23 protein-coding genes are annotated in these 21,961 nt (G+C 56.6%); 13 read left to right on the top strand and 10 right to left on the bottom strand.

Features of this window, described 5'->3' with window-relative positions:
• Positions 1-107: 107 nt before the first annotated feature.
• The 6 genes from EE949_RS23285 (at position 108) to EE949_RS23260 (ending at position 5,110) form a co-directional block, all read left to right on the top strand.
• On the top strand, positions 108-602 hold the full coding sequence (locus EE949_RS23285; protein WP_122666626.1) for a gluconokinase: 495 nt from the start codon (positions 108-110) through the stop codon (positions 600-602).
• A 112-nt stretch (positions 603-714) separates the two neighbouring features.
• On the top strand, positions 715-2,067 hold the full coding sequence (locus EE949_RS23280; protein ID WP_122666435.1) for a GntP family permease: 1,353 nt from the start codon (positions 715-717) through the stop codon (positions 2,065-2,067).
• A 576-nt stretch (positions 2,068-2,643) separates the two neighbouring features.
• On the top strand, positions 2,644-2,832 hold the full coding sequence (gene csrA / locus EE949_RS23275) for a carbon storage regulator CsrA (RefSeq protein WP_002554157.1): 189 nt from the start codon (positions 2,644-2,646) through the stop codon (positions 2,830-2,832).
• A gap of 284 nt (positions 2,833-3,116) precedes the next feature.
• Positions 3,117-3,860, top strand: coding sequence for a hypothetical protein (locus EE949_RS23270; protein ID WP_122666434.1), 744 nt, complete (start codon positions 3,117-3,119; stop codon positions 3,858-3,860).
• The gene (locus EE949_RS23265; protein ID WP_122666433.1) at positions 3,861-4,268 is read left to right on the top strand and encodes a phage holin family protein; all 408 of its coding nucleotides are present in this window, start codon (positions 3,861-3,863) and stop codon (positions 4,266-4,268) included.
• Positions 4,265-5,110 carry a DUF3618 domain-containing protein gene (locus EE949_RS23260; RefSeq protein ID WP_122666432.1) on the top strand — a complete coding sequence of 282 codons (846 nt, stop codon included), beginning with the start codon at positions 4,265-4,267 and terminating at the stop codon, positions 5,108-5,110. The genes EE949_RS23265 and EE949_RS23260 overlap by 4 nt, the downstream gene beginning before the upstream one ends.
• 332 nt (positions 5,111-5,442) lie before the next feature.
• Here the strand turns inward: EE949_RS23260 and EE949_RS23255 are convergent, their stop codons facing one another.
• Positions 5,443-5,679: a DUF465 domain-containing protein gene (locus tag EE949_RS23255; RefSeq protein WP_122666431.1), complete on the bottom strand. Its 237-nt coding sequence runs from the start codon at positions 5,677-5,679 to the stop codon at positions 5,443-5,445.
• A gap of 80 nt (positions 5,680-5,759) precedes the next feature.
• Positions 5,760-6,695: a ketopantoate reductase family protein gene (locus EE949_RS23250; RefSeq protein ID WP_122666430.1), complete on the bottom strand. Its 936-nt coding sequence runs from the start codon at positions 6,693-6,695 to the stop codon at positions 5,760-5,762.
• A gap of 201 nt (positions 6,696-6,896) precedes the next feature.
• On the opposite strand from EE949_RS23250, the gene EE949_RS23245 reads away from it, so the two are divergent.
• The 3 genes from EE949_RS23245 to EE949_RS23235 all read left to right on the top strand — a co-directional run bounded on the left by EE949_RS23245 (position 6,897) and on the right by EE949_RS23235 (position 10,847).
• Complete coding sequence (locus EE949_RS23245) at positions 6,897-7,427, top strand: sigma-70 family RNA polymerase sigma factor (protein ID WP_122666429.1); 531 nt, start codon at positions 6,897-6,899, stop codon at positions 7,425-7,427.
• Entirely contained in the window at positions 7,424-8,362 is a 939-nt protein-coding gene (locus EE949_RS23240; RefSeq protein WP_122666428.1) for a FecR domain-containing protein, read from the top strand. The genes EE949_RS23245 and EE949_RS23240 overlap by 4 nt, the downstream gene beginning before the upstream one ends.
• 82 nt (positions 8,363-8,444) lie before the next feature.
• Complete coding sequence (locus EE949_RS23235; RefSeq protein WP_122666427.1) at positions 8,445-10,847, top strand: TonB-dependent siderophore receptor; 2,403 nt, start codon at positions 8,445-8,447, stop codon at positions 10,845-10,847.
• 19 nt (positions 10,848-10,866) lie between these two features.
• Here EE949_RS23235 and EE949_RS23230 read toward each other — a convergent pair whose 3' ends face one another.
• Positions 10,867-12,282 carry a pyridine nucleotide-disulfide oxidoreductase gene (locus tag EE949_RS23230; RefSeq protein ID WP_122666426.1) on the bottom strand — a complete coding sequence of 472 codons (1,416 nt, stop codon included), beginning with the start codon at positions 12,280-12,282 and terminating at the stop codon, positions 10,867-10,869.
• 652 nt (positions 12,283-12,934) lie between these two features.
• On the opposite strand from EE949_RS23230, the gene EE949_RS23225 reads away from it, so the two are divergent.
• Entirely contained in the window at positions 12,935-13,249 is a 315-nt protein-coding gene (locus EE949_RS23225; RefSeq protein ID WP_122666425.1) for a hypothetical protein, read from the top strand.
• 281 nt (positions 13,250-13,530) lie between these two features.
• Here the strand turns inward: EE949_RS23225 and EE949_RS23220 are convergent, their stop codons facing one another.
• Together EE949_RS23220 and EE949_RS23215 are read right to left on the bottom strand one after the other, a co-directional pair.
• Positions 13,531-13,800, bottom strand: coding sequence for a DUF1652 domain-containing protein (locus EE949_RS23220; RefSeq protein ID WP_122666625.1), 270 nt, complete (start codon positions 13,798-13,800; stop codon positions 13,531-13,533).
• Positions 13,801-14,130: 330 nt separating this feature from the next.
• Entirely contained in the window at positions 14,131-14,613 is a 483-nt protein-coding gene (locus EE949_RS23215) for a GNAT family N-acetyltransferase (protein WP_122666424.1), read from the bottom strand.
• 402 nt (positions 14,614-15,015) lie between these two features.
• On the opposite strand from EE949_RS23215, the gene EE949_RS23210 reads away from it, so the two are divergent.
• A complete protein-coding gene (locus tag EE949_RS23210; protein ID WP_122666423.1) occupies positions 15,016-15,957 on the top strand; it encodes a hypothetical protein in 942 nt (313 codons plus the stop codon).
• Between the two features lie 145 nt (positions 15,958-16,102).
• Here the strand turns inward: EE949_RS23210 and EE949_RS23205 are convergent, their stop codons facing one another.
• Positions 16,103-17,026: a DMT family transporter gene (locus EE949_RS23205; protein WP_241152864.1), complete on the bottom strand. Its 924-nt coding sequence runs from the start codon at positions 17,024-17,026 to the stop codon at positions 16,103-16,105.
• A gap of 100 nt (positions 17,027-17,126) precedes the next feature.
• Here EE949_RS23205 and EE949_RS23200 point away from each other — a divergent pair, with 100 nt between their 5' ends.
• A complete protein-coding gene (locus tag EE949_RS23200) occupies positions 17,127-17,993 on the top strand; it encodes a LysR substrate-binding domain-containing protein (RefSeq protein WP_122666422.1) in 867 nt (288 codons plus the stop codon).
• 106 nt (positions 17,994-18,099) lie between these two features.
• Positions 18,100-19,092 (top strand): alpha/beta hydrolase, encoded by a 993-nt coding sequence (locus EE949_RS23195; RefSeq protein ID WP_162873876.1) that lies wholly within the window; start codon positions 18,100-18,102, stop codon positions 19,090-19,092.
• A gap of 41 nt (positions 19,093-19,133) precedes the next feature.
• On the opposite strand, the gene EE949_RS23190 is transcribed toward EE949_RS23195, so the two are convergent.
• From EE949_RS23190 to EE949_RS23180, 4 genes are all read right to left on the bottom strand, one after another.
• Entirely contained in the window at positions 19,134-19,565 is a 432-nt protein-coding gene (locus tag EE949_RS23190) for a DNA methylase (protein ID WP_122666421.1), read from the bottom strand.
• Between the two features lie 10 nt (positions 19,566-19,575).
• Positions 19,576-19,749: a hypothetical protein gene (locus EE949_RS29550; RefSeq protein WP_162873875.1), complete on the bottom strand. Its 174-nt coding sequence runs from the start codon at positions 19,747-19,749 to the stop codon at positions 19,576-19,578.
• Positions 19,750-19,825: 76 nt separating this feature from the next.
• Positions 19,826-20,230, bottom strand: coding sequence for a RidA family protein (locus tag EE949_RS23185; protein WP_122666420.1), 405 nt, complete (start codon positions 20,228-20,230; stop codon positions 19,826-19,828).
• A 262-nt stretch (positions 20,231-20,492) separates the two neighbouring features.
• Positions 20,493-21,863, bottom strand: a complete 1,371-nt coding sequence (locus tag EE949_RS23180) for a gluconate:H+ symporter (protein WP_122666419.1) — start codon at positions 21,861-21,863, stop codon at positions 20,493-20,495.
• Between the last annotated feature and the right edge of the window lie 98 nt (positions 21,864-21,961).

Raw genomic sequence — 21,961 nt, 5'->3', positions numbered from 1 at the left:
ACCAGCTCTTGCTGCTCTGATGTCCACGCCGACGAAGACAGCGCTGTCTCCAGCCAAGGTGGCCTATTGTGACAACTGCGAACTCTGCTATTACCGCCCTCGTGATCATGGGCGTTTCGGGCTGCGGCAAGAGCGCCGTCGGTGCCGAGATTGCCGCCAAGAGCGGAGGCCGCCTGATCGAAGGTGACGCCTTCCACCCCCCCGCCAACATCAAGAAGATGAGCGAAGGCCACCCTCTCAACGACGAAGATCGCGCGGGTTGGCTCGAGACGCTGGGTAAAGAAATGGCCGCAGCGTTGAGTAATGGCGAACGTCCGGTACTGACCTGCTCTTCCCTCAAACTCATTTATCGCGAACGCCTGCGCAAAGCTGTGCCTGGTCTAGGCTTTGTGTTTCTGGAACTGACCAAGGAGGTGGCGGTTGATCGCTGCTCCCATCGCCCCGGCCACTTCATGCCAGCCAGCCTGGTTGACAGCCAGTTCGCAACGCTTGAGCCACCTTATGGCGAAGATCGTACGTTGGTCGTGGATGCAGGCAATGCATCTATTGATGAAATCAGCACTCAAGCAGCGAACTGGTGGAAAGCGTCTAAAGCCAGCTAAAGGCGTGAGCGCGAAAGACAGCGCTGTCTTGCACAGAAAACGTGCTGGAAATGTGGAACGACAGCGTTTAGCCGAAGCTCCATAAACAATAAAGATAACCGGAGAAACATCCATGTTCGGTATGACACACGAGACGTACCTGTTGGTCGATGCGGTGGTTACGATCATCGGCCTGATTCTGCTGATCACCAAATTCAAGGTCCACCCTTTCGTTGCTCTGACGATTGCCGCCGGCTTCCTTGGCCTGACCTCCGGCATGCCGGTGGAAAAAGTCATGAAAGCCTTCCAGGACGGCTTTGGCGGCGTACTGGGCTTCGTCGGCATTATCCTTGGCCTGGGCACCATGCTCGGCAAGCTGATGGCGGATTCAGGTGGTGCTGACCAGATCGCACAAACGCTGATCCGCTCGTTCGGTAAACAGCGTGTGCATTGGGCAATGATGTTTGCCGCCTTTCTGGTAGGCATTCCTTTGTTCTTCGAGATCGGCTTTGTTCTGCTGATCCCGCTGGTGTACATCGTCGCTCGTCGCACTGGCGTGTCCATCGTCAAAATCGGCATCCCGTTGCTGGCCGGTCTGTCCGCCGTTCACGGTCTGGTTCCGCCACACCCGGGTCCGCTGCTGGCCATCGGGATCTTCGGTGCTGATATCGGCAAGACTATTTTTTACGGGCTGTTGGTGGCACTGCCGACTGCAATCATCGCGGGCCCTATCTACGGCAAGTGGATTTCCAAATACGTACCGGGCACGCCTTCGCAGGAGTTGATGGAGCAGATTGGCAAAGAGTCGAGCGCGACCAACTTGCCAAGTTTTGGTATCACCCTGGTGACCATCCTGCTGCCAGTATTCCTGATGCTGCTCAAGACCTTCGCTGATGTGGTGCTGCCTGAAGGCAATACCTTCCGCATCTGGATGGACTTCATCGGCCACCCGATCACCGCCCTGCTCGCTGCTTTGCTGCTAGCGTTCTACACCTTCGGTTCAGCTCGTGGTTTTGATCGCACCAAAATCATGAAATTGCTCGATCAGAGCCTGACGCCGGTCGCCGCTATCGTACTGATCGTGGGTGCGGGCGGTGGCTTCAAGCAGATGCTGGTAGCCAGCGGCGTGGGCGACCTGATCGGTAACATGGCCGTGCAGGCGCAGATCAACCCGATCATGCTGGCCTGGCTCGTAGCGGCGGTGATTCGTGTTGCAACAGGTTCGGCGACGGTGGCGACTATTACCGGTGCGGGCATCGTGGCACCAGTGATTGGTCTGATCCCGGGCGTTAACCGTGAGTTGCTGGTGTTGGCGACGGGCGCAGGTTCGTTGATTCTGTCTCACGTGAACGATGCCGGCTTCTGGCTGGTGAAGCAGTATTTCAATATGACAGTGGCCGAGACGTTCAAGACCTGGACGGTGATGGAAACCATTCTGTCGGTGGTCGGTTTGATCTTCATCATGCTGTTGTCGATGGTGATTTAACCTGGCACTACTTGCTGTTGGGCCGGCTCATGCAGCCGGCCCAACAGCGATGCGCCATGCAACGTCTGCGCTGTTCTCCCGCTCTGCCCGTTCTGGCCACGTTTAGTTTTCGTGAACTCCAGCCGTGTTGTCCGACGCAACTCCCCTCCAAAATCCAGACGCATCTGACCCGATCAACACCGCGGTCCTACGTGTTTTGTCACGATTTCCATCAATATTTTCAGAAGTCCCCAGCGTATCCCTGAAGTTGCGCCTACGCTGATATTTGCTCAGGGATGAACCGTGGTGACCTGCAATGTGTTGCGTGAAAACGCTGCCAGTGAGGTACGTGCTTCACGCTCTGCAAAGAAAGGTGTCCGTCGGTGCAGCTAAATACGGGCTTTTGCCAACAAAAACAGGCAGAATTGGCGCGCTCATCGGGTCGGTAACCGCTCTTGATGACAGAAAAATGTACCGAGGGAATTAAATTCACACCTGTAACGTCATATTGATGGACGCATTTGGATGTACTCGGCAACTATTACCACGCAAAGGCAAACGCCAGCCTCCTGCTGAGAGGCCATCAAGGAAACGATTATGTTGATACTCACCCGCAAAGTAGGCGAAAGCATAAACATTGGTGACGAGATTACCGTCACCATTTTGGGCGTTCAGGGCCTTCAGGTACGCCTGGGCATCAACGCGCCAAAAAATGTTTCTGTGCACCGCGAAGAAATCTACAAACGCATTCAGGCAGAACTCGCTCCAAACCAAGACCCACAATGATCTGATCGTTCCCTCCCCCGTATTCAAACCGGGCTGCCTCACAGCAGGCAGATCGGCCACGGCGTCTTCGGACGCCGTTTTTTATGCCCGTCGATATCTGCCCGCCAGGCTTAGCCCGGTTAAAAGATGGCGATTAGCCGCTGAAGACCGCCTGTCAGTCACCTAGAACTCTTGCAAAAAATCCCCACTCCACCCCTTTGAACACAGGATCGATGCGAAGCCCGTAGTCAGTTGTGAGCCCAGCACGCTCTTCATTTTTATGAACAGCAAAAGCGGTGACAACAATGGACACAACGTCACAAAACCCGGCCAGCAGGACTGACCAAAATAACGATACGCCGCAGGACCACCTGCACCAGCTGCAAGACGACGCAGTGGCAGCCATTGCCAGCGCCAAAGAACACGGCTCGGCTCACTTTGAACAGTATCGCGACACGGCCGTCGATCAAATTGAAAACCTTGCCAACACCGCTCAATCAGCCGCCGAGCAGATGCAGGACGGCGACACGCTGGGGCTTTCACATTACGTCACTGACCTTGCCCAGAACATGACGACCCTGGCAGGCAGCCTGCGTGGCAAAAGCATTGATGAACTGCTGCAGCAGGCAGGCAAACTGGCACGGGACAATCCGGCCCTGTTTGTCACCGGCAGCGTGGCGTTGGGCTTTGGCCTGTCGCGGTTTCTCAAGGCGTCCAGCGTCGATCAGAGCCCCGATGACGATGCCCCTCCAGCCACGGCCAGCCGTCCGCCGGCAAGCACGGGATCAGTCAGGCCCGACGATGAACTGGGGAGCAATTACCAGACAGAGTCGAGTCCGGTGGTTGCAGCGGATCACGTGCCTCCCGTCAGCCATCCCCATATGGGCGACGTTTACCACAGTGGCAGGCCTGGCGTAGTAGACCGCAGCTCGACGCCGGATGCAGCGGCAACTACGCCGGTGCCCCGCGAGCCGGGCAGTGATCCTTATGGTGAGGGCCTGCACGCAGAAACCCAGCGCAAAGATGATCCTTCCAGAGGAGATGTGTAAATGAGCACCACTCCCAATACGCCCCCCGAAGGCGATACCTCGGCACTTGGCCTGATCCGCCAGCTGGCCCACGAAGTGCCCGCGCTGCTCAGCAAAGAACTCGCCCTGGCCAAAGCCGAGGTCCGAGAGTCTATTCAAGCCGCCAAAGCCGGAGTTGCGGCCGTTGGTGGCGGAGCTGTGGTCATGTTCGCGGGGCTGGTCATCGTGCTACTCGCTGCTGTTTATGCATTGGCCAATATCATGCAGCCGTGGCTTGCCGCACTCATCGTCGGCGTCGTTGCCATGGTCATCGGCTTCATCATGATCCAGTCAGGCAAGAAGCAGTTCGACGCATCAAACATGACCCCGGAACGCACCGTCAGCTCCCTGCAAAAGGACAAGGACGCTATCCAGAGGAAAGTATCATGAGCATCGACAGCACATTCGAAACGCCGGAAAGCTTCGACAGTGACTCACATAAAAGCCCTGAAACCCTTGAGCGGGAAATCGACGCGCAACGCTCCAGCATTGGCAATATCGTCGATGCGCTTGAAGGCAAATTCTCCCCCGGGCAGTTGCTTGATCAGGCACTGAGCTATGGCAAAGGTACCGGCGGTGAGTTTTTCAGCAATCTGGGCAATACGGTCAAGACCAATCCTTTACCCACGGTACTGACGTCGGTTGGGCTGTTATGGCTGATGATGGGACAACACCGCGGTCCTTCTGTCTCTGCGGGGTCATCAGGGCTTGATCACTTGGGCAACCGCATCAGCACAATGGCGCACAGCGTGACGGACACGTTTGACAGTGCCAAATCGAGGATCGAGGAAACCGCGCAGCGCATGAAAGAAAAAGCCGGTGAGGTTTCTGAGGGGGTCAGCGAGAAGCTTTCGTCCACAGGCGATCGCTTGAATAGAAGCAGTCACGACGCCCGTGATGTGTTGCATGAACAAACCCGTAACGTGCAGTCGGGTCTCAGCTACATGCTGCGCGAGCAACCCTTGGCTTTAGCCGCTATCGGGATTGCATTGGGTGCGGCATTAGGCGCGGCACTGCCGTCGACTGAGCGTGAAAACCAGATGATGGGACAGGCGAGTGATTCATTGACCGAGAAGGTAAAACAGACCGCAAGCGAGGGGTATGAGAAGGTCGCGCAGGAGGCGAAGGCTGCTGTTGGAGAGGTAAAATCGGCAGTGCAGTCTCCACCGGGTGCAGGCCCGAGCAACAGCCCTGCTCAACCGGGCGTGGATATGTCCTCCGGGTTGGGTTAGGTCGAGATATGCGGCAGACGTGAGCTTTGTCAGCCTCCCACAACATGATGCGCGACACTGAACGCTAGCCACAGGTAGATCAACGGCGCGGCACAGATCAGTTTTGCCCTAACGGTCAACCCCCTTTGTTTCGGCAAAGGGGGGAAACCATTTATCGCTGACGTAGGGCCCCTGCTTCGCAGAGGTTCCCTCGTTCCGGCACCGCGGTGTTCGCACTATCTCGGCAGGAAAAGCATAGTGGCGAAACCAGACTACGTCGCGCCGCGATACAGGCAACACGACCCCCATTCAAAGCACCGGCTGATTTTGCTCTCACAGGACAAAACTCTGGCTTACTCCGAAGACTCAACGCGCTGCACAATCTTGTCCTTGATCAGCAGCCGCTTTTCCTTAAGTTTCTTCAAATCATCGTCATTGATACCGGAACCGGACTCGGCAGCGAGCACCTCGCTATCAATCTGACCGTAGTCGCTCAGCAGCTGAGTGAGCTTTTTGTCTTTGCTACTGCGCTCCGTAACCTGCTCACGGGTGAGTTTGAGATCTGCGTATAAATCGTGCTTGACCGGCATGGAACACCTCTCTGACGGCAATGACTTGTAGATTTATGAAGCCGGGCAATGCCGAAGGTTCGCAGTTTTTACGCTGCCCATCATGATTGCTCACGCAGACGCCGTGCTTCGTACGCTTTTAAATTCGTATAGACAAAGCCCAATACCGACAACTGCACCGTCGGATCTTCAGCATCGCGACGGGCCACCAGCTCACCCAGTACATGCTCGACTTCAATCGGCATGCTGCGCTCCATATCGCGCAGCATGGAGGCACTTAACGGTGACCCCGCCGCCGTCAACATCGCCAGGTAACGCTGACGAATCGACTCTTGCAACGGATAACCCTGAGCACTGGCAATGGCACAGCACTCAGCGAACAACTTCACTATCAGTGGCAAACCCTGAGCGTCCAGCACGTCTCCAAGGCTGGCGCGCATCGAAGCCGTAATCCCGGCGAGGGTTGCAATGAAGCACCACTTGTCCCACATGTCCTGAGCAATATGCTGACTGAGGCTGGCTTCAAACCCTGCATCGGCAAGGGCTTCGGCCACTCGCAGAATACGCGTAGTGGATTCGCCACTCAGCTCGCCGAACGACAACTGATGCTTGTCGTTCAGATGCAAAATGGCACCCGATGCATCGCGGTCTACGGAAATCAGGCACTGACCACCCAACACATTGACCGCCTCGAAGCGTTCAGCAAGGCGTGTGAGGTGCGCCATACCGTTAAGCAACGGCAGAATCAAGGTGTCGGGGCCGACCGCTGCCGCAAAATCCTCCATGGCGTCATCGAGGTTGTAGGCCTTGCAGCTCAGCACAATCAGGTCATAAGGCCCGTCAAGCATAGGGGCCAGCACGCAAGGCGGTGAGGGATAGACGACATTGCCCTGCGGGCTGCGGATGACCAGGCCATCGCGTTGTAACTCATCGGCCCGGGCGGCACGCACCAGGAAGTTGACATCGCGTCCCGCTTCCAGCAAACGTCCGCCAAAATAGCCGCCAATTGCCCCGGCTCCCACAATCAGGATACGCATTGATATCGACCTCCTGTGATGCAAATGCACGCTTGCAAAACTGCACGCGTCAGTGGGTTCACGGCACCAGAAACATTCAGCGTAGAAGATGTTAACGGGAGTCTCAATGCGAGGTGCACGGCGCACAGCGTGCATGCAGGTTGCAATGAGGATAGCTAATCGTCATCATTTGATAATAATTGTCATTAGCACCTTTAAACCATGACTCTCCCCTCTCTCGACGCCCAGCAACAGACGATGCGTAATCGTGTCCTGCGCCAATTGTTCGGCGAACACCACAGTTGGTTGCTGTGCCGCCTTCGCGCGCGCCTGGGCTGCCGTCATGATGCCGATGACATGGCCGCAGAGACTTTCGCCCAAGTCGTGGCGTTGCGCGATCCAGCCGGTATCAACGAACCCCGCGCACTGCTGACGACCATCGCCAAACGGCTGGTGTTCGCCAGCTGGCGTCGCAGGGATCTGGAACGTGCGTATCTGGAAAGCCTGGCCAGGCAACCGTTCGCCTATGAGCCCTCTGCAGAAGAGCAGGCTCAGGCACTGGAGGCACTCAGTACGCTGGATCAGATTCTGCAAGGACTCTCGCCGATCGGGCGAAGTGCTTTTTTGTACAGCCAGCTCGACAACCTGACCTATGCCGAAATTGGCCAGCGCCTGGGCATTTCTGCACCGCGTGTGCACCAGTACATCGTTAAAGCGCTGGGCCTGTGCTATCTCGCGCTGGAAAGCCGATGAGCAGCGGCGCTTTGCCCCCCGCTGTCAAACAGGCCATTGAATGGGTTGCACTGCAACGCTCAGGGCATATGAGCGAAGCTGACCAGCAACATTTCCAGCAATGGTTACTGCACAGCGAGGCAAACCGTGATGCCTGGCACAGGCTGGAGCAGCGATTGGGGACGATTTTTACCGATTTGCCTGAAGTGTCGCATCAGGTACTGAGCAACGCAGGCAGCAGTCGCCGTCACCTGCTGCGGGGAGCCTTGGCCGTGACAGGGATCGGACTGGGTGGCTGGTGGTTGCAGCGGGCCGGACTGCTCCCGGGGATGGGCAGTGATCTACAGAGCGGCTTCGCTGAGCGCCGCCCATTCGCACTGGAGGATGGCAGCCGGGTGGTCCTCAACGCACAGAGCCGTGTCGATCTGGCCCTGAGTGCTCGCGAGCGAAGGCTGATTCTCCGTGAAGGCGCCTTAAGCGTGCAGGTGGCAGCCGACCCGTTGCGCCCCTTGATTGTGCAGACAACCTTCGGGGAAATCCGTGCATTGGGCACACGCTTCAGCGTCACGCAGCGTGAACAGAACGTTCACGTGTGGGTTCAGGAGTCCCGCGTGCTGCTCACCGCACCTGGAGGTGCTCGCCTGGAACTTGCCGCGGCTCAGGGCGCGTTGCTCGACCACTCAGGCGTGCGGCAGCTTGACCCGCGCCAGGCTGGCGAAGGGGTCTGGGAAGACGGTCTGCTGGAAGTTCATGATCAGCCGCTTGGCGAAATAATCGAAGCATTGCGCCCTTACCGACGGGGCGTTTTGCGCATTAGCAGCGACGCTGCGGCCTTGCGGGTCAGTGGCGTTTTCCCGCTGGACAATAGCGATCAGGCATTGCGTTCACTGCAAGAGGTGCTGCCCATCAAGGTCGAGCAGCATTTCAAATGGTGGACACAGCTGAGCCTGCGTTAAAAATATTTTAACCGCCCCTTAATATCGACCCCGCTCGCGTCACATAGCTGACATCGACTATCCCAGAGGGGAAATTGCTGTCATGCACCGCCCACTTCGCCTGACCCTGACGCCGCTGACACTAGCCCTGAGCCTGACTGCCTTGCACAGCATGGCAGAGCCCGCACAAAGCCCGGCGGCACAACAGCAACTCATCGACTTCGCACTGCCGACGGGGCCACTTGATGCAAGCTTGACCGCCATTGCCCGGCAGAGTGGCCGTGGCATCGCGTTCAATGCACAACTGACCCGCGACCTGCGCGCTCCCGCGCTCAATGGCCGATACAGCACCGAGCAAGCGTTGAGTCAGGTCCTGCAAGGTTTGCCCTTGCGCCTGCACACCACCGCGAGCGGGACTTTCAGCATAGAGCCGGTCGTGGCCAGTCAGGCTGTGGAGCTGGCGGACATCAACGTCAATGGCCAAGGCTATGGCCAGGATGCATGGGGTCCGGCCCATAGCAAAGTGGCGACCAACAGCGCCACCATGAGCAAGACCGATACGCCGTTGCGGGAAACGCCTCAGTCCATCTCGGTCATTACGCGCGAAGAGCTCACATCACGCCAACACGACAGTCTGGCTGATGTCCTCAACTACACCGCAGGCCTGGTCAGTCAACCCAATGGTTACAGCCGGGTTGCCGACGACTATCGGCTGCGGGGTTTCGATATTGGTCCACGCACCGGCAGCGTGCTGCGCGACGGGATGAAGATGCAGAGCACCCAGTTTGAGGGTGGGCAGGAACCTTACGGACTTGAACGTGTAGAAGTACTCAAGGGCGCGTCTTCCGTGCTATATGGCCAGCTCGCGCCTGGCGGCATGGTCAATACCACCAGCAAACGACCGACGCTGGAGCCCTTGCACGAAATCAACGTGGAGTACGGCAACAACAACCGCAAGCAGATTTCCACCGACCATAGCGGTCAGCTCGATACTGAAGGACGCTTCAGCTATCGCCTGACAGGACTGTGGCGTGACAGCGGTACGCAGTTCGACGAAATTGATGACGACAAGCAATACATCGCTCCGGCCCTGACCTGGCAAATCGACGACGACACTCGCCTGACGCTGCTCGCCACTCATCAGCGCACACAGACGACCCTGACGCCGCCCATCCAGTACAACCTGACCACGTTCAGCGCCACGCCGGGCTACAAAGTGCCCTACGACCTGTTCCCTGGCGAGCCGGGGTACGACGACTACGATGGCACGCTGCAAACCTTCGGTTATCTGTTCGAGCGCCATCTGAACGACGATCTGCAGTTGCGTCATGCCTTGCGCTATTACGAATCACGCGCCGACTACGACTACATCACCCTGAACAGTAGCCGCATCACCGGACCGAACCTTTCCAGTCTGTCACGCACCTACAACTCTCGCGAGGATGTATCCACCGGCTGGACCAGCGACACCAGCGTGCAATGGAATATCGATAGCGGTCGTTGGCAGCACACACTGCTGGGTGGCGTGGACCTTTACCGCAAGACTTATGACAGTCATCGCTTCAGCGGCGATGCCCCGGCCTTGAACCTGGCCAACCCGGTTTACGGCAATTTGCCGCAAGTCAACACCGCCACCGATCGCGGCTCGGATCTGCACAGCGAGCAGTTCGGGATCTATCTGCAAGAGCAGGTCAAGTTTGACGAGCATTGGGTCGGGCTGTTCGGGATACGGCAGGACTGGGCCGAAAATAACACGCTGAACTACAGCAATCAGTCCCGGGCCAGGGTTCGCGACAACAAGACGACCGGCCGACTCGGCTTCGTTTACCTGGCTGACAACGGTCTGGCGCCCTATATAAGCTACAGCCAGTCCTTCCTGCCTTCAGCCGGAACCGATAGCGAAGGCAAGGCATTCTTGCCCACCGAAGGCGAGCAGTACGAAATCGGCATCCGCTACCAGCCTCCCGGTCGCGAAATTATGATCAGCGCCGCTGTTTATCAGTTGACGCAAAAAAACGTCATCACCTCCATTCCCGGCTCGGACTTCGATGAGCAAACCGGCAAAGAGCGCAGTAAAGGTTTCGAGCTTGAAGCCAAGGCCCAACTGACACCGATGCTGGCCCTGAACGCGTCTTATGCTTACACCGACGCCCATATCATTGCCGACAACGATCAAAGCCTGGAGGGCTCGCGTATTGAAGGCACGCCTTATCACAGCGCGGCACTCTGGCTCGATTACCGTCTCGCCGCACTCGGCCTGCCCAAAGTGACAGTCGGCTCTGGCGCCCGCTACAACGGCACCACACACACCACGCCCAGCATCAGCGACCGCAAGATCCCTGCTTACACATTGTTCGATGCCAGAGTCAGTTACGAAGTGGACGCCAATTGGCAAGTCAGCGTAAGAGCGCAGAACCTCAGCAATGAGCGCTACATCTACTGCGCCAACTCCTGCCGCTACGGTGACGAGCGCAGTGTGGTCAGTTCAGTGAGTTACAAGTGGTAGTTTTTTGCGGATAGCACTGTCAGCTCTGCGCAGCGACCAGCTCCGGAAACAGAAACGGCAGGCGCTGCGCAAGGCTGCGATCATGGCTCGCCGTTTCCGCTGGGGCTTGATGCAAGCGCGTCATGAGCGCCTCGATCACCGAGCGGGACGCATCGTTGTGAAACTGCCAGACGCCGTAAATCCGCCCATCAAATGAAGGCTCGCTGCCGATGCGTTCATCTGCCGCCAGTCCTGCCCCGATCCCGAACAGGTGCAGGCCATGCATCCGCTGCCCCGTCGCATCAAGGGGGCAACCCGAAAGATCCGAGTCAATACCACCTTTCACCTGGCGCAACGTGATTGCCGTACCATCCGGGTCGCTGAAGAGCGGCAAACGAGGCTGGTACCCGGTGCATTGCACGACGACGCTGGATTCGATCAGCGCCTGAGCCGCTTGCTCATGGTCCCCCGGCGCCCCTCCTTGCGCCTGATAAGCGCGGACCCGGACTCCGGTTTTTCCCACCCAGCCGCGAGTCAGCACCTCGCGCCCTACATCGAGGGCTCTGTAACGCAAACCGCTGGAGCGATTGACCCGGCCCGATACAGGACACACATCACGTACCGGATGAAAGGCATAACCGGCGGCCAGCGCCAGCTCAGCACTCTCGAAGAACAGGCGGATGGCAGACCGATGCACCAGCGTGACCTCTTTGAGGCCTGCAAACTCCAAAGCATCGGCCAGATTTTCCAGCATCGAAAAAGCGCTGTGAGACCCTCCGACCACGGTAATCCTGCCAGATGCAGCCAGAGCCGGGGCGAACGCTTCACGTAACTGCACCGCATTCATGCGCAGCAAAACATCAGAGCTCATGATGGGGGTCGACGCAGGCAGCGTCAGCCCTTGATCAGCCAGGCCTTCGCGCAAGTAGTCAGGATTCTGCTGGCCACCGAAGTTCAATACCAGGGTTCGGCTGCGGATGCGGCGCGTACGCCCTTCGTTCTCGACCCAGACCACGAACTCATCACCCTCCCGGACCACCTCGGTCACCGTAGTGCTGTGCCAAAGCTTCACTCCGTAGCGCTGGACGATGAAATCCAGCATCAGCTTTGACGCCTCGGCCAGCAACTCACCGACGTCTGACAACTGCGGCGCGCTATGCGCCTGACGACGAATACGCCAGTAGGTGGGCGAATGCTCCAGCGGGCCGAAGACATCTCGCAGCGCAGGGTCACGCAGGCAGTCGAGAAAGACATCGCCCACCGAGTTGGCAGTAATTCGATAATCACCCAGGCTCCCTGTGCCCGGGCTGGCACTGGAGTCGACGATAATCAGCCCGTCACGCGCCAGATCCGGCAGCGTTCCGCTCTTCAGAGCATTGAACAACAGCCCCATACCGGCAGGCCCTGCCCCCGCCACAACACAGCCGCAGCTGGTCTCCAGATAGTCTCTAAGCATAGTGAGGCTCCTTTAATTAATCGATGCGTGAAGTCGCATTCAACAAAGACTGGGCAGTGGGTCGATTCAAACGGGTCATAACCAGCGTTTTGCAGCACGACTTTCAAGCTGCACAGAACCGGAGCCCCTGGCTGAAAACCGGGACTTAACTTTTAAGTGGGCGCGAGTAAGCGTGATCGGCGCTGGAGGCGAAGTCGTCCAAAGACGAAGACCACGCTACCGCAGAGGTTCAACCCTGACGGTGACCGGAAAGCGAGGGAGTTGGATGCCCTGAATGAGCACCGAAAAGGCAAAAGAATAATTTCAAACATCAGACAATGTGTCAATTTTCCGATTATTTATCATAATCAACAAATGACAAATACAACCTGTTGATTTTAAATATAATTATTTTTTGACGACGTTAACCGGCCAGTATTTAAACGGGCCATGAGAATTTACATTCATTTAAATATCAATGACCTCCCTTTTCTAACCCACAAAAGTACAGCGCCAGCATTCCGGCGAGGGTTGGTGCCCCTACCTCTTGACCCTCTGTTAGCAGATGTCCGATGAGCGGTGCACGCCTTGATCTGCAGCGGCAGAACTAATCCGTCGCTGCAGGTATCAATGCCTACATAAGCCAACAAATCTCATGGATGCAGAGGTAGATATGAACGCCGGAAAAAACCACCGCTCGGGCATTGCCGAGATCGACTACTCACGCGAAACCCTGTTTGGTCCGGTTCCGATGCAGGCAACCTGCCGCGTCAGATTGGCGACTGTGGAGCAGAATGGGCAAACGTTGCGAGAGCTGACGATTCTGGGAGAAGTGCCTGACTACTTGCTAAAGTCGGCAGTGATCAGGGTGGCCCTGGAAGGGAACATCGAGGCGGGGCCGATACGGGATTACTTTGAAACCAAAAGCAGCGGCGAACAGCCTTTCAGATTACTGTTCGAAAACGAACACCGCCGATCCCTGCATTAAGTTATCGTACGACATATCTGTTTCCAGGCCTCGCCATGCGCGCCTATATCGATATAACTGAAACGTCAAAACTGTTAATAATTTGAAAAACATTAAATTTGCATTATGAAAAAGACATAAAACACATTTATTTTTTCAAGGTGCATGAACGTTCACCCAATGGCTACGTTCACTTCAGGCATTTATCTTTCAGGCATATAAAAGCCGCCGTTCAGGACGTTGAGAAAGTCCGACAGGGCGGCTTGGCCGGTTGAAACCATCACTACACTCATCTACAGCGTTCAGACAGCAATACGGGCCTTGGCGTGATGGTGGCGGGTATGTGCCAGATCGTAGCGAAGTTCTGCTACCAGCTCAGAGATGTCACGTGTGGTATTGAGGCGGTCCAGGGAAATCCCCGTGACTAACAGCTCCACGCGCTCAGAATGAGGGTCGACGATCTGTACGGTCATCGAAGAATCAGGCGACACGCTGCAGGTGCAGCGCAGGGGTAGAAAAGCACTCTCGACAATACTTCTTAGTTCGAGGGTGGAAAGTCTGTACGCGTTCATGTCCTTCTCCTTTTGATCTTGCGCGTGGCTAAATCCGGCCACGATGGACATACACATAAAGACGACACGGGTCTTCACTACCGCCAGACAACTGTCGTCAATTAATTGAGGGTCAGATTATTTATACGCTTCGCACCACGACGAAGCAATAAAGATTTCAATGCCCTTTTTTGGCCTGCCTATAAACAAACCCTATGTAAACAATCAGAAGAAACGTTTCACTTAACTACATTCGTCACACTGTTTACATGACGTGTATCAATAAAAGCTTCATCGCCTACCGTCGATGCCCGTCAGTCGGTTTGAGGACTGACGGGAAGTACAGCGTCTTCAGTCATCATTACGCGGCAATCGCAAATGGATCAGCGCCACTCTTCCGCCATGCTTGTCACGCCGCTCATCGATCGCGTAGGGCCGAAAGCCAAGCTTTGGATAGAACAACAAGCCAGGTACATTATGGTTGTAGCACGATGCTGTCATTTCGCTAGCCTCATGCTTGTCAAAAGCCAATTCCATCATGCAACTGATCAGGTAGCGCCCCACCCCTCGCGAACGCGCCTTGGATGAAATGATGACGTTGCCCAAAGAACAACGACCGCGGAAATCACTGCGTGAGAAATTGGCATACCCCACCACCTCGCCGTCCATTTCGATGACTGTCGAATCAGAATGGTTATGCAGGGCATCGATCAATTGCGCAGGCGTCAGTGGCCAGGTCGCACGGGGGAACATGTAAAACAGCTCATCGACGTTTTGTGGCAAGGCACACACGGTAAGAATGTCTTTTTCTTCCAGGGGGCGGTTCAAGAACATGGGGCAGTGACCTCTTGAAGATAAAAATAACAAGCGCTTGAATACTATATGCGAACTATCCATCCCTGCACGACTGGCACTGACAAAAACCCGTCACTTAACTCACCTGCCCATACACCTGTAACGAAAAAGCGTCAGCGGACGAACAATAGGGGGCTGAATCGCTTATTACGCTTGCTGCACTTCAAGAAAATAACGCAACTCCTTGATGCATCAATACTTCCTGCTTCATGCAGAACGCCTGTAATAAAAGCTCGCGCCTTGCAAAATGCATGAATCAGAAAACATTGTTTTTCTCTAACCCCATGAATCAAATAAGATTTAATTAATTCAGCTTCTGGCATAAGCACTGCAACTGCTTGAGGGACGCTGTAACAAAATCCTTCATGGAGCAGAAAAATAATGATTTCATCCGCTGATACCTTTCCCTCTGCCGCGCAAGAATCCTCCAATCACTCAGGTGTGTCCTGGGGGGCGATCTTTGCTGGTGCCGCCGGTGCCGCTGCGCTTTCCCTAATCCTTATACTGCTGGGCTTCGGCTTGGGCTTTTCGGCGGTGTCGCCGTGGGCCAATGAAGGCATCAGCGCCAAGAGCCTGGGCATCTCGACGGTCGTCTGGCTGGCGCTTACCCAGATCATCGCCTCAGGGCTGGGTGGATACCTCGCTGGCAGGTTGCGGGTGAAATGGGCCAACCTGCATGGCGATGAAGTGTATTTTCGCGATACCGCTCACGGCTTCCTGTCGTGGGCCATTGCGACTCTGGTAGCTGCAACGCTGATCGCCAGCTCGGTCAGCAGCATTATCGGGGGAGGCGTTCAGGCGGGTGCCAGCGTGGCTTCCGGTGCCGCAGGTGCCGTGACTCAGGTCGCAGGCAGCGCTGCCAGTAACAGCAACGCCAGTGGTCAGGACTACGGCTATTACATTGACAGCCTGTTCCGCGATGATCGCCCCGCTGCAGTCAGTGATGACGCCGCGCATGGCGTAGTGCTGCGCATCTTCAGCCGTACCTTGAGCAACGATGGGCAAATGAGCGCCGAAGATCGTACCTATCTGGCGCAGATGATTGCTCAGCGTACCAACCTCAGCCAGGCGGATGCCGAACGTCGTGTCGATCAGGTCTATGGCCAGGCTCGTCAGGCGCTTGAAGATGCCAAGAAAGCTGCACAGGAAGCTGCTGATACCGCCGCCAAAGTCGCCGCAATGACTGCACTGTGGACTTTCGTCTCCCTGCTGTGCGGTGCGTTCTTCGCCAGCTTTGCTGCGATTTACGGCGGCCGCCGTCGCGACGCTGTGACCTACCTGGACGACAACACTTACACCACTACTAGAACAACGGCTCTTTAAGCCAAGGAGAACGACTATGCCTTCCATCCTGCTGTGGTTACTCGGTGTCCCTATCCCGGTCATCATTCTGATTGCGATCCTGATGTAACGGATCAGATGCAAGCCGCCTCCCCTCAAGGGCAGGCGGCTTTTTTATGCGCGCACATCAGCGTCTGCGCAAGAACGGCAGACCGATCAAGGTCAGGGCTACGCCCAACAGGGCAGCGCCATGCAGAGGATCGTCAAACTGCAGAAAAGCCCACAGCATCGTTGCTGGCGGTGTTAGAAACAACGCACCGCTGACGGTCTGGACATTGAAACGCTGCACGCACAGCCAATAAAAGCCGTAGCCGCCCAAGGTAGCGAATATGACCAACCACAACACGGCCAGGCCGAAATCGCTGACCATCACCGGTACGATGCTGCCCTCCCACATCGCCAGCGCGGCGAAAACGGGCAAGGTTGCCACTGCCTGGATAAACAATGCAGTGAACGCAGGAACCGGGACTGCAGCGGACTTTTTCTGATAAATCGTCGCAGCCGTCAAAGACAGCACCGCCAGCGCTGGCAAGCCGTACGCCCAGGCCGGAGCGCTGGACAGTTCGATACTTGCAGCACTGGCAATCAACATCCCGGCAATGCACAACGCAACTCCCACCCATTGCCTGCCGCGGGTGCGTTGCCCCGGAATCAAGCCTGCTGACAACACAATGCTCAAGGGCAGCAAGTTGGCAATCAGCGAACTGGTACCAGGGGCCACGCCCAGTTCAATGGACAGTGCAATCGCTGAGATAAAACCGGCAATACCGAACAGCCCTACCAGCATCTGCTGGCGCACTACGTGCCAGTTGAGCTGGCGCAACGAACCCAGCACCAGCGGGCACAGTAACAACGCCATCAGCACAAACCTCCAGAATGTCACCAGCATGACGCCGCTGTGTTCGGAGGCATAACGGTAGCCGATAAACCCGGAGCTCCAGCTGAGCACCATCGCGGCTAACAGCAAAACGCTTACCCATCTGGATCCCGAAACCGGTCTCACTTGCTGCTGACTCGTCTGAGTGGACATTTCTACCGTCTGGCCATTCATTGAGCATCCCCTGTTGCACTGAATGAGCCTGATGGTAAGAATGGACAGGTACTTCAATCAAACGAAATGATCAGCATCACTGATGCAGGATTTTTAAATCATGCAAAGCACGCTGGATATTGACCTGCTGCGCACCTTCCAGGCCGTAGTCCGTTTCGAACAGTTCCTTGCGGCAGCCACCTTTCTCAACCGCAGCCCTTCGGCGGTAAGCCTGCACATACGGCGTCTGGAAGAGATTACCGGTGGGCGATTGCTGGAACGGGACAATCAGAACGTTACGCTGACGCCTCTGGGTCGGCGTTTCGCCTTGCAAAGCGCCGAACTGTTGCAGGCACACGATCAACTGATCGCAGGTTTCCGCTCGCCGATGATCAGCGGCCGGGTACGACTGGGTATTTCCGAAGAGTATGCGGCAGCCTTGCTCCATAGCACTCTGGCGCCACTGACCAGCGGCTATCCGCAGATCGAACTCGAAGTTGAAACCGCGTCCAGCGGCCGACTTATTGATCAACTGCAACGGGGTCAACTGGACCTGGCCCTGCTGGTAGTCCCCATTGATGCGAGCAGCCCGGATCAACCGCTAAAAACTTTTGGCACTACTGAGCCGGTGTGGGTAGCTGCTCCTGGCTATCAGCTACGTGCCGACAAGGCCATGCCACTGGCGCTGCATGGCGAAGGCTGCCCTTATCGCAGCGTCGCGGTCGACGCCCTGAGCCGAATCGGCCGCGCGTGGCGCACGGTGGTCATGTCGGCAGGCTCCAGCGCACTGGAGGCAACCATTTGCGCAGGCATGGCGGTCGGTATCATCGACCGCAACCGGGTCAGTGCACAGATGCGCATCCTCGGTGCCGAAGAAGGCCTGCCGCCACTGCCACTGCATCGCCTGCAACTGGTCAAGGCTGCGGGAGACTCAAGCGCCGCCTGCGACATATTGATAGGTTTGATCAGCGATCACTTCCGCCCTTGAAATATGACCGGCCGAGTCCGCAATATCCTGTAACCGATCAAACAATCGGTATCATGACAACGTCGTTACAGTCAGCATTTAGCTTGAAAGTCGGGGGAAGTAATCCATGGCCATTTTTTCTCTGGCTCGTATCAGGGCGCGCTGGCTGACCTGGACCTGCATGCTGATGTTCATCATTGGCTTGCCCGTCGGGTGCTCCGTATTGCAACACACCGAGCGCGAACTGGTATTTCGCATCGAGCCTGGTACTGCCAGCTGGTACAGCGGGCTGCCGGCCAACGTGCAAGAGCTGGAGCTCAAAGCCCCGCAATTTGGTTTATCGCAAAGCATTCACGGCTGGTGGTGGCCCGCCAACCGCAAAGATGCTCCAGCCGTGCTTTATCTGCATGGATCGCGCTGGAACCTGACCGGTCAGCTGTTTCGCATCGAAGAACTGCACGCTTTGGGTTTCTCGGTGCTGGCCATCGATTACCGCGGTTTTGGCGAAAGTCGTGGTTCCTTGCCTTCAGAAAGCACCGTGTATGAAGATGCGCGAATTGCTTGGGAGCGCCTCAAACTTCTACAGCCCGACGCCAGTCGCCGCCTGATCTACGGCCATTCACTGGGTGGTGCGGTAGCCGTGGATCTGGCCGCCGAACTGGGCCGCGATACGCAGGACGGCACGCAACCGGCAGAGGCTCGCGGGCTTATTATCGAATCTACCTTTACCACCCTGGCCGATGTCGCGACCGCAGTCGCCAATAATTACACCTCATTGCCGGTACGCTGGCTGCTGTCGCAGAAATTCGACTCCATCGACAAGATCGCCGACATTCACATGCCGCTGCTGATTGTGCACGGCACGGAAGACCGTTATGTCCCTCCTCGCTTCAGCGAAGAATTGTTTGCCGCCGCCCAAGAGCCGAAAAAATTGTTGCTGGTGCCCGGCGGGACTCACAACAACAGCATGCGGATCGGCCGCCAGGCTTACAGCCAGGCGATTCAGGCGCTGCTGAAGTCCGGCGCGGTCCCTGCAAACGCGGCGATGCAGCACACTCTACCCGCGAAAGAACCAGCGGCCAGTCAGGACAGCAGCCTGCGCAGTAACAATGCGTCGTGAGTCGCGTGCCCACTGGCCTTATTGTCGAAGATGCACCCAAATCAATACAAAACCTCACCGGCTTCGCGCATGAATATCTCGATGGTTTTGGGGCCTACGCCGTCAAATTCGCCAAGACGTTTTTCGAAATCTGCCCGACCGTCACTGCGAGCAGCGACTTGCGCAATCTTCCCGGCATATTCCTCGGTGAGCTTTGTCGCCAACGCTGCAAGGCGCATGGCTGTGGATTCGTCGTAGCGCACATAACGCGCTTCGCCGAGCATTGTCACCAATTGACGGTGGGTCTTGCTCGCAAGCTTGCGGGGCGTATCACATCCATGTTGATCGACAATCACCCGGTACGCCTGCGCAGCAATGTCGGCCTGAATACGCTTACCCATCAGAAAACTGGCGATAAACCATTTGAACAGGGCAACGTCATCGCCCTGCTTCAGATCAACCGCCAGATCACGAGCGGTAACCACTTTGCCCATAGCGCTTGGCTCAGCTCGGTTTGTCTGAGGCATCATCGCCCGCTACATCAGGGTCGTCGGGCTCGACTTCGTTGATATCAGCATCGCGAACGTCGTTATCGTCGGCGCTGGATTTCCCGTCGGACTCACCGGGTTTGAGACCAGGACCTTGCGCTGAGTGACCATCTACAGGGTGTGTGCTCATGACTTCCTCACAGGATCATTTTGATAATTGACCCTGTTTCGGCAGCAGCTTTGTCCCGAGAGTTCGGTTTATTGGATCATTGGTTCTGATCGCGTTGAACGGCGATGCACTTGATCTCAAGCAGCAGGCCCGGAACCGCCAGCTCCGAAACGCCGATGGCCGTCCAGGCACAAAGCCCACGGGGAAACAGACGCTCTTTGACGTCACGAAAAACGTCCATGTGCTCGCTCATCGCCACGTGATAGGTGGTCATCTCCACCACATCCTCGAAGCTGCAGCCGCCCTCGGCGAGCACCGTGCGCAGGTTTTCCCAGCAAGCAATGAATTGCTGTTCAGGGTCATGAATGACCTCCAGTTCCGGCGTGCGCCCAATCTGGCCCGCACAATACAGCGTGCCTTGCACCTTGACCGCTGGAACATACCCCGCACGCTCAACGATATTGCGCATGGAGGGCGGAACGATGATTTCGCGGTCTGGCATGGGTTATCTCGCCTTTATAAAAAATTGAATATCCGATCAACGCATATTTAACCAGGAGCGGCGCTTTCCCCATGGCACCGTGCTGTTTCGTGGCAAACATTGGACCTGTAGGAGCTGACGAAGGCTGCGATTGCGGTGGGTCAGCATAAATGCTTCGCAGCCTTCGGCAGCTCCTACAGAAGATGCATTTCAATCCATAATTTGTATATTGTTTGATAGGGGCAGCACTCGGCAGCGAACATGGGAATGTAATGCCATTGCCCTACGTCAACCACCACCACAACAGCAATGTGCCCACCAGCCCGACTACCGAAACAATGGTCTGCAGCACCGACCAGACCCAAATAGTCTGCTTCAACTGAAGACCAAAATACTCGCGGACCATCCAGAAACCTGCGTCATTGACGTGACAGAAGAACACTGAGCCTGCGCCAATCGCCAGCGCCACCAATGAACTCTGCGTCGCCGCCAGGCCCGCCATCATCGGCGCAAGAATGCCAGCGGTCGTAGTGGTTGCGACGGTCGCCGAACCCGTGGCCTGACGCAACGCCACGGCGATCAGCCAAGCGAGCAGCAGATACGGGATATGTGCACCCTCCGCGACTTTGCTGATGGTCTGACTCACGCCTGCGTCCAGCAAGGTCTGCTTGAGGCCGCCTCCGGCGCCGATGGTCAACAGCAGCACGGCAATCGGTGCGAGGCTTTTGCGCAGTGTGCCGTTCACATGCTCACGCGTCAGGCCATTGGCCCAGCCAAGACAAATCACTGCGGCAATCACCGCAATGCTTAACGCGACCAGTGGTTCACCGAGAAACTTCAGGGTCAACGCCAGCGAGCTGTGCGGGTCCATCAATATCTTGGCCAGCGTACTGCCCAGCATCAAGATCACCGGCAGCAGGATAATCAGCAACGAAATGCCGAATCCCGGTTGGCGGGTTACGTCAGGCTTAGCCGAAAACAATTCGCCCAGCTCAGCCGGCTCTTTGATGACCATGCGCCTGGACAACCAGTTGCCGTAAAGCGGACCGGCCAGAATCACTGCAGGGATTGCAATGCAAAAGCCCAGCAACATGGTCAGCCCAAGGTCGGCATGCAATGCACTGACCGCGATCAATGGCCCCGGATGCGGCGGCATTAGCGCATGCAAGGTCGTCATGCCCGCGAGGGCCGGAATCGCGATTTTCAGTAAAGGCTGATCAGAACGTCGGGCCATGACGAAAATGATCGGCACCATCAGCACCAAACCGACTTCGAAGAACAAGGGCAGGCCAATGACCATCGCCACCAACGCCATCACCCAGGGCAATGAACGCCCTTTGCCAAACCCCAATAGCGTCGTGGCAATCCGGTCAGCTGCGCCCGACTCCGCCATCAGCGCACCAAGCATGGCACCCAGGGCGATGATCAGGCCTGCCTCGCCCAGAATGCCACCCGCCCCTTTGCTGAAGGCCTTGGCGACTTCTTCAGCAGGCAGGCCCGCACCGATACCGGCAATGAATGTGCCGATCAGAATCGAGAGAAAAGGAGGAAGTTTAGTGGCACTGATCAGCACGATAATCGTGGCTATCGCCACCAGGCAACAAATAATCAGGCGGGTATCGTGCACAAGCCAGGCAGCAGAAGATACATCCAAGGCGCTCTTCCTTATCGTCGGTTCCGCAGTCGCATCACCACAGAAACATTTAGTTGTAATTACCCGACACGATACCGTAACGCTCTGCTTACAAATGT

The sequence above is a fragment of the Pseudomonas viridiflava genome (assembly GCF_900602065.1).
In the GTDB taxonomy this organism is placed as follows: domain Bacteria; phylum Pseudomonadota; class Gammaproteobacteria; order Pseudomonadales; family Pseudomonadaceae; genus Aquipseudomonas.
Note: the sequence above shows the minus strand (reverse complement) of the source record. Positions and strands in the feature narration are given on the sequence as shown.

Bases quoted from the DNA above. Each gene is read 5' to 3' on its own strand.
- EE949_RS23260 (WP_122666432.1), top strand. From the start codon at position 4,265: ATGAGCATCGACAGCACATTCGAAACGCCGGAAAGCTTCGACAGTGAC.
- EE949_RS23215 (WP_122666424.1), bottom strand. From the start codon at position 14,613: ATGTTCTTGAACCGCCCCCTGGAAGAAAAAGACATTCTTACCGTGTGT.
- EE949_RS23190 (WP_122666421.1), bottom strand. From the start codon at position 19,565: ATGGGCAAAGTGGTTACCGCTCGTGATCTGGCGGTTGATCTGAAGCAG.
- EE949_RS23240 (WP_122666428.1), top strand. From the start codon at position 7,424: ATGAGCAGCGGCGCTTTGCCCCCCGCTGTCAAACAGGCCATTGAATGG.
- EE949_RS29550 (WP_162873875.1), bottom strand. From the start codon at position 19,749: ATGAGCACACACCCTGTAGATGGTCACTCAGCGCAAGGTCCTGGTCTC.
- EE949_RS23225 (WP_122666425.1), top strand. From the start codon at position 12,935: ATGAACGCCGGAAAAAACCACCGCTCGGGCATTGCCGAGATCGACTAC.
- EE949_RS23270 (WP_122666434.1), top strand. From the start codon at position 3,117: ATGGACACAACGTCACAAAACCCGGCCAGCAGGACTGACCAAAATAAC.
- EE949_RS23235 (WP_122666427.1), top strand. From the start codon at position 8,445: ATGCACCGCCCACTTCGCCTGACCCTGACGCCGCTGACACTAGCCCTG.
- EE949_RS23265 (WP_122666433.1), top strand. From the start codon at position 3,861: ATGAGCACCACTCCCAATACGCCCCCCGAAGGCGATACCTCGGCACTT.
- EE949_RS23230 (WP_122666426.1), bottom strand. From the start codon at position 12,282: ATGCTTAGAGACTATCTGGAGACCAGCTGCGGCTGTGTTGTGGCGGGG.
- EE949_RS23185 (WP_122666420.1), bottom strand. From the start codon at position 20,230: ATGCCAGACCGCGAAATCATCGTTCCGCCCTCCATGCGCAATATCGTT.
- EE949_RS23250 (WP_122666430.1), bottom strand. From the start codon at position 6,695: ATGCGTATCCTGATTGTGGGAGCCGGGGCAATTGGCGGCTATTTTGGC.
- EE949_RS23195 (WP_162873876.1), top strand. From the start codon at position 18,100: ATGGCCATTTTTTCTCTGGCTCGTATCAGGGCGCGCTGGCTGACCTGG.
- EE949_RS23200 (WP_122666422.1), top strand. From the start codon at position 17,127: ATGCAAAGCACGCTGGATATTGACCTGCTGCGCACCTTCCAGGCCGTA.
- EE949_RS23285 (WP_122666626.1), top strand. From the start codon at position 108: ATGGGCGTTTCGGGCTGCGGCAAGAGCGCCGTCGGTGCCGAGATTGCC.
- EE949_RS23255 (WP_122666431.1), bottom strand. From the start codon at position 5,679: ATGCCGGTCAAGCACGATTTATACGCAGATCTCAAACTCACCCGTGAG.
- EE949_RS23205 (WP_241152864.1), bottom strand. From the start codon at position 17,026: ATGAATGGCCAGACGGTAGAAATGTCCACTCAGACGAGTCAGCAGCAA.
- csrA (WP_002554157.1), top strand. From the start codon at position 2,644: ATGTTGATACTCACCCGCAAAGTAGGCGAAAGCATAAACATTGGTGAC.
- EE949_RS23210 (WP_122666423.1), top strand. From the start codon at position 15,016: ATGATTTCATCCGCTGATACCTTTCCCTCTGCCGCGCAAGAATCCTCC.
- EE949_RS23245 (WP_122666429.1), top strand. From the start codon at position 6,897: ATGACTCTCCCCTCTCTCGACGCCCAGCAACAGACGATGCGTAATCGT.
- EE949_RS23220 (WP_122666625.1), bottom strand. From the start codon at position 13,800: ATGAACGCGTACAGACTTTCCACCCTCGAACTAAGAAGTATTGTCGAG.
- EE949_RS23280 (WP_122666435.1), top strand. From the start codon at position 715: ATGTTCGGTATGACACACGAGACGTACCTGTTGGTCGATGCGGTGGTT.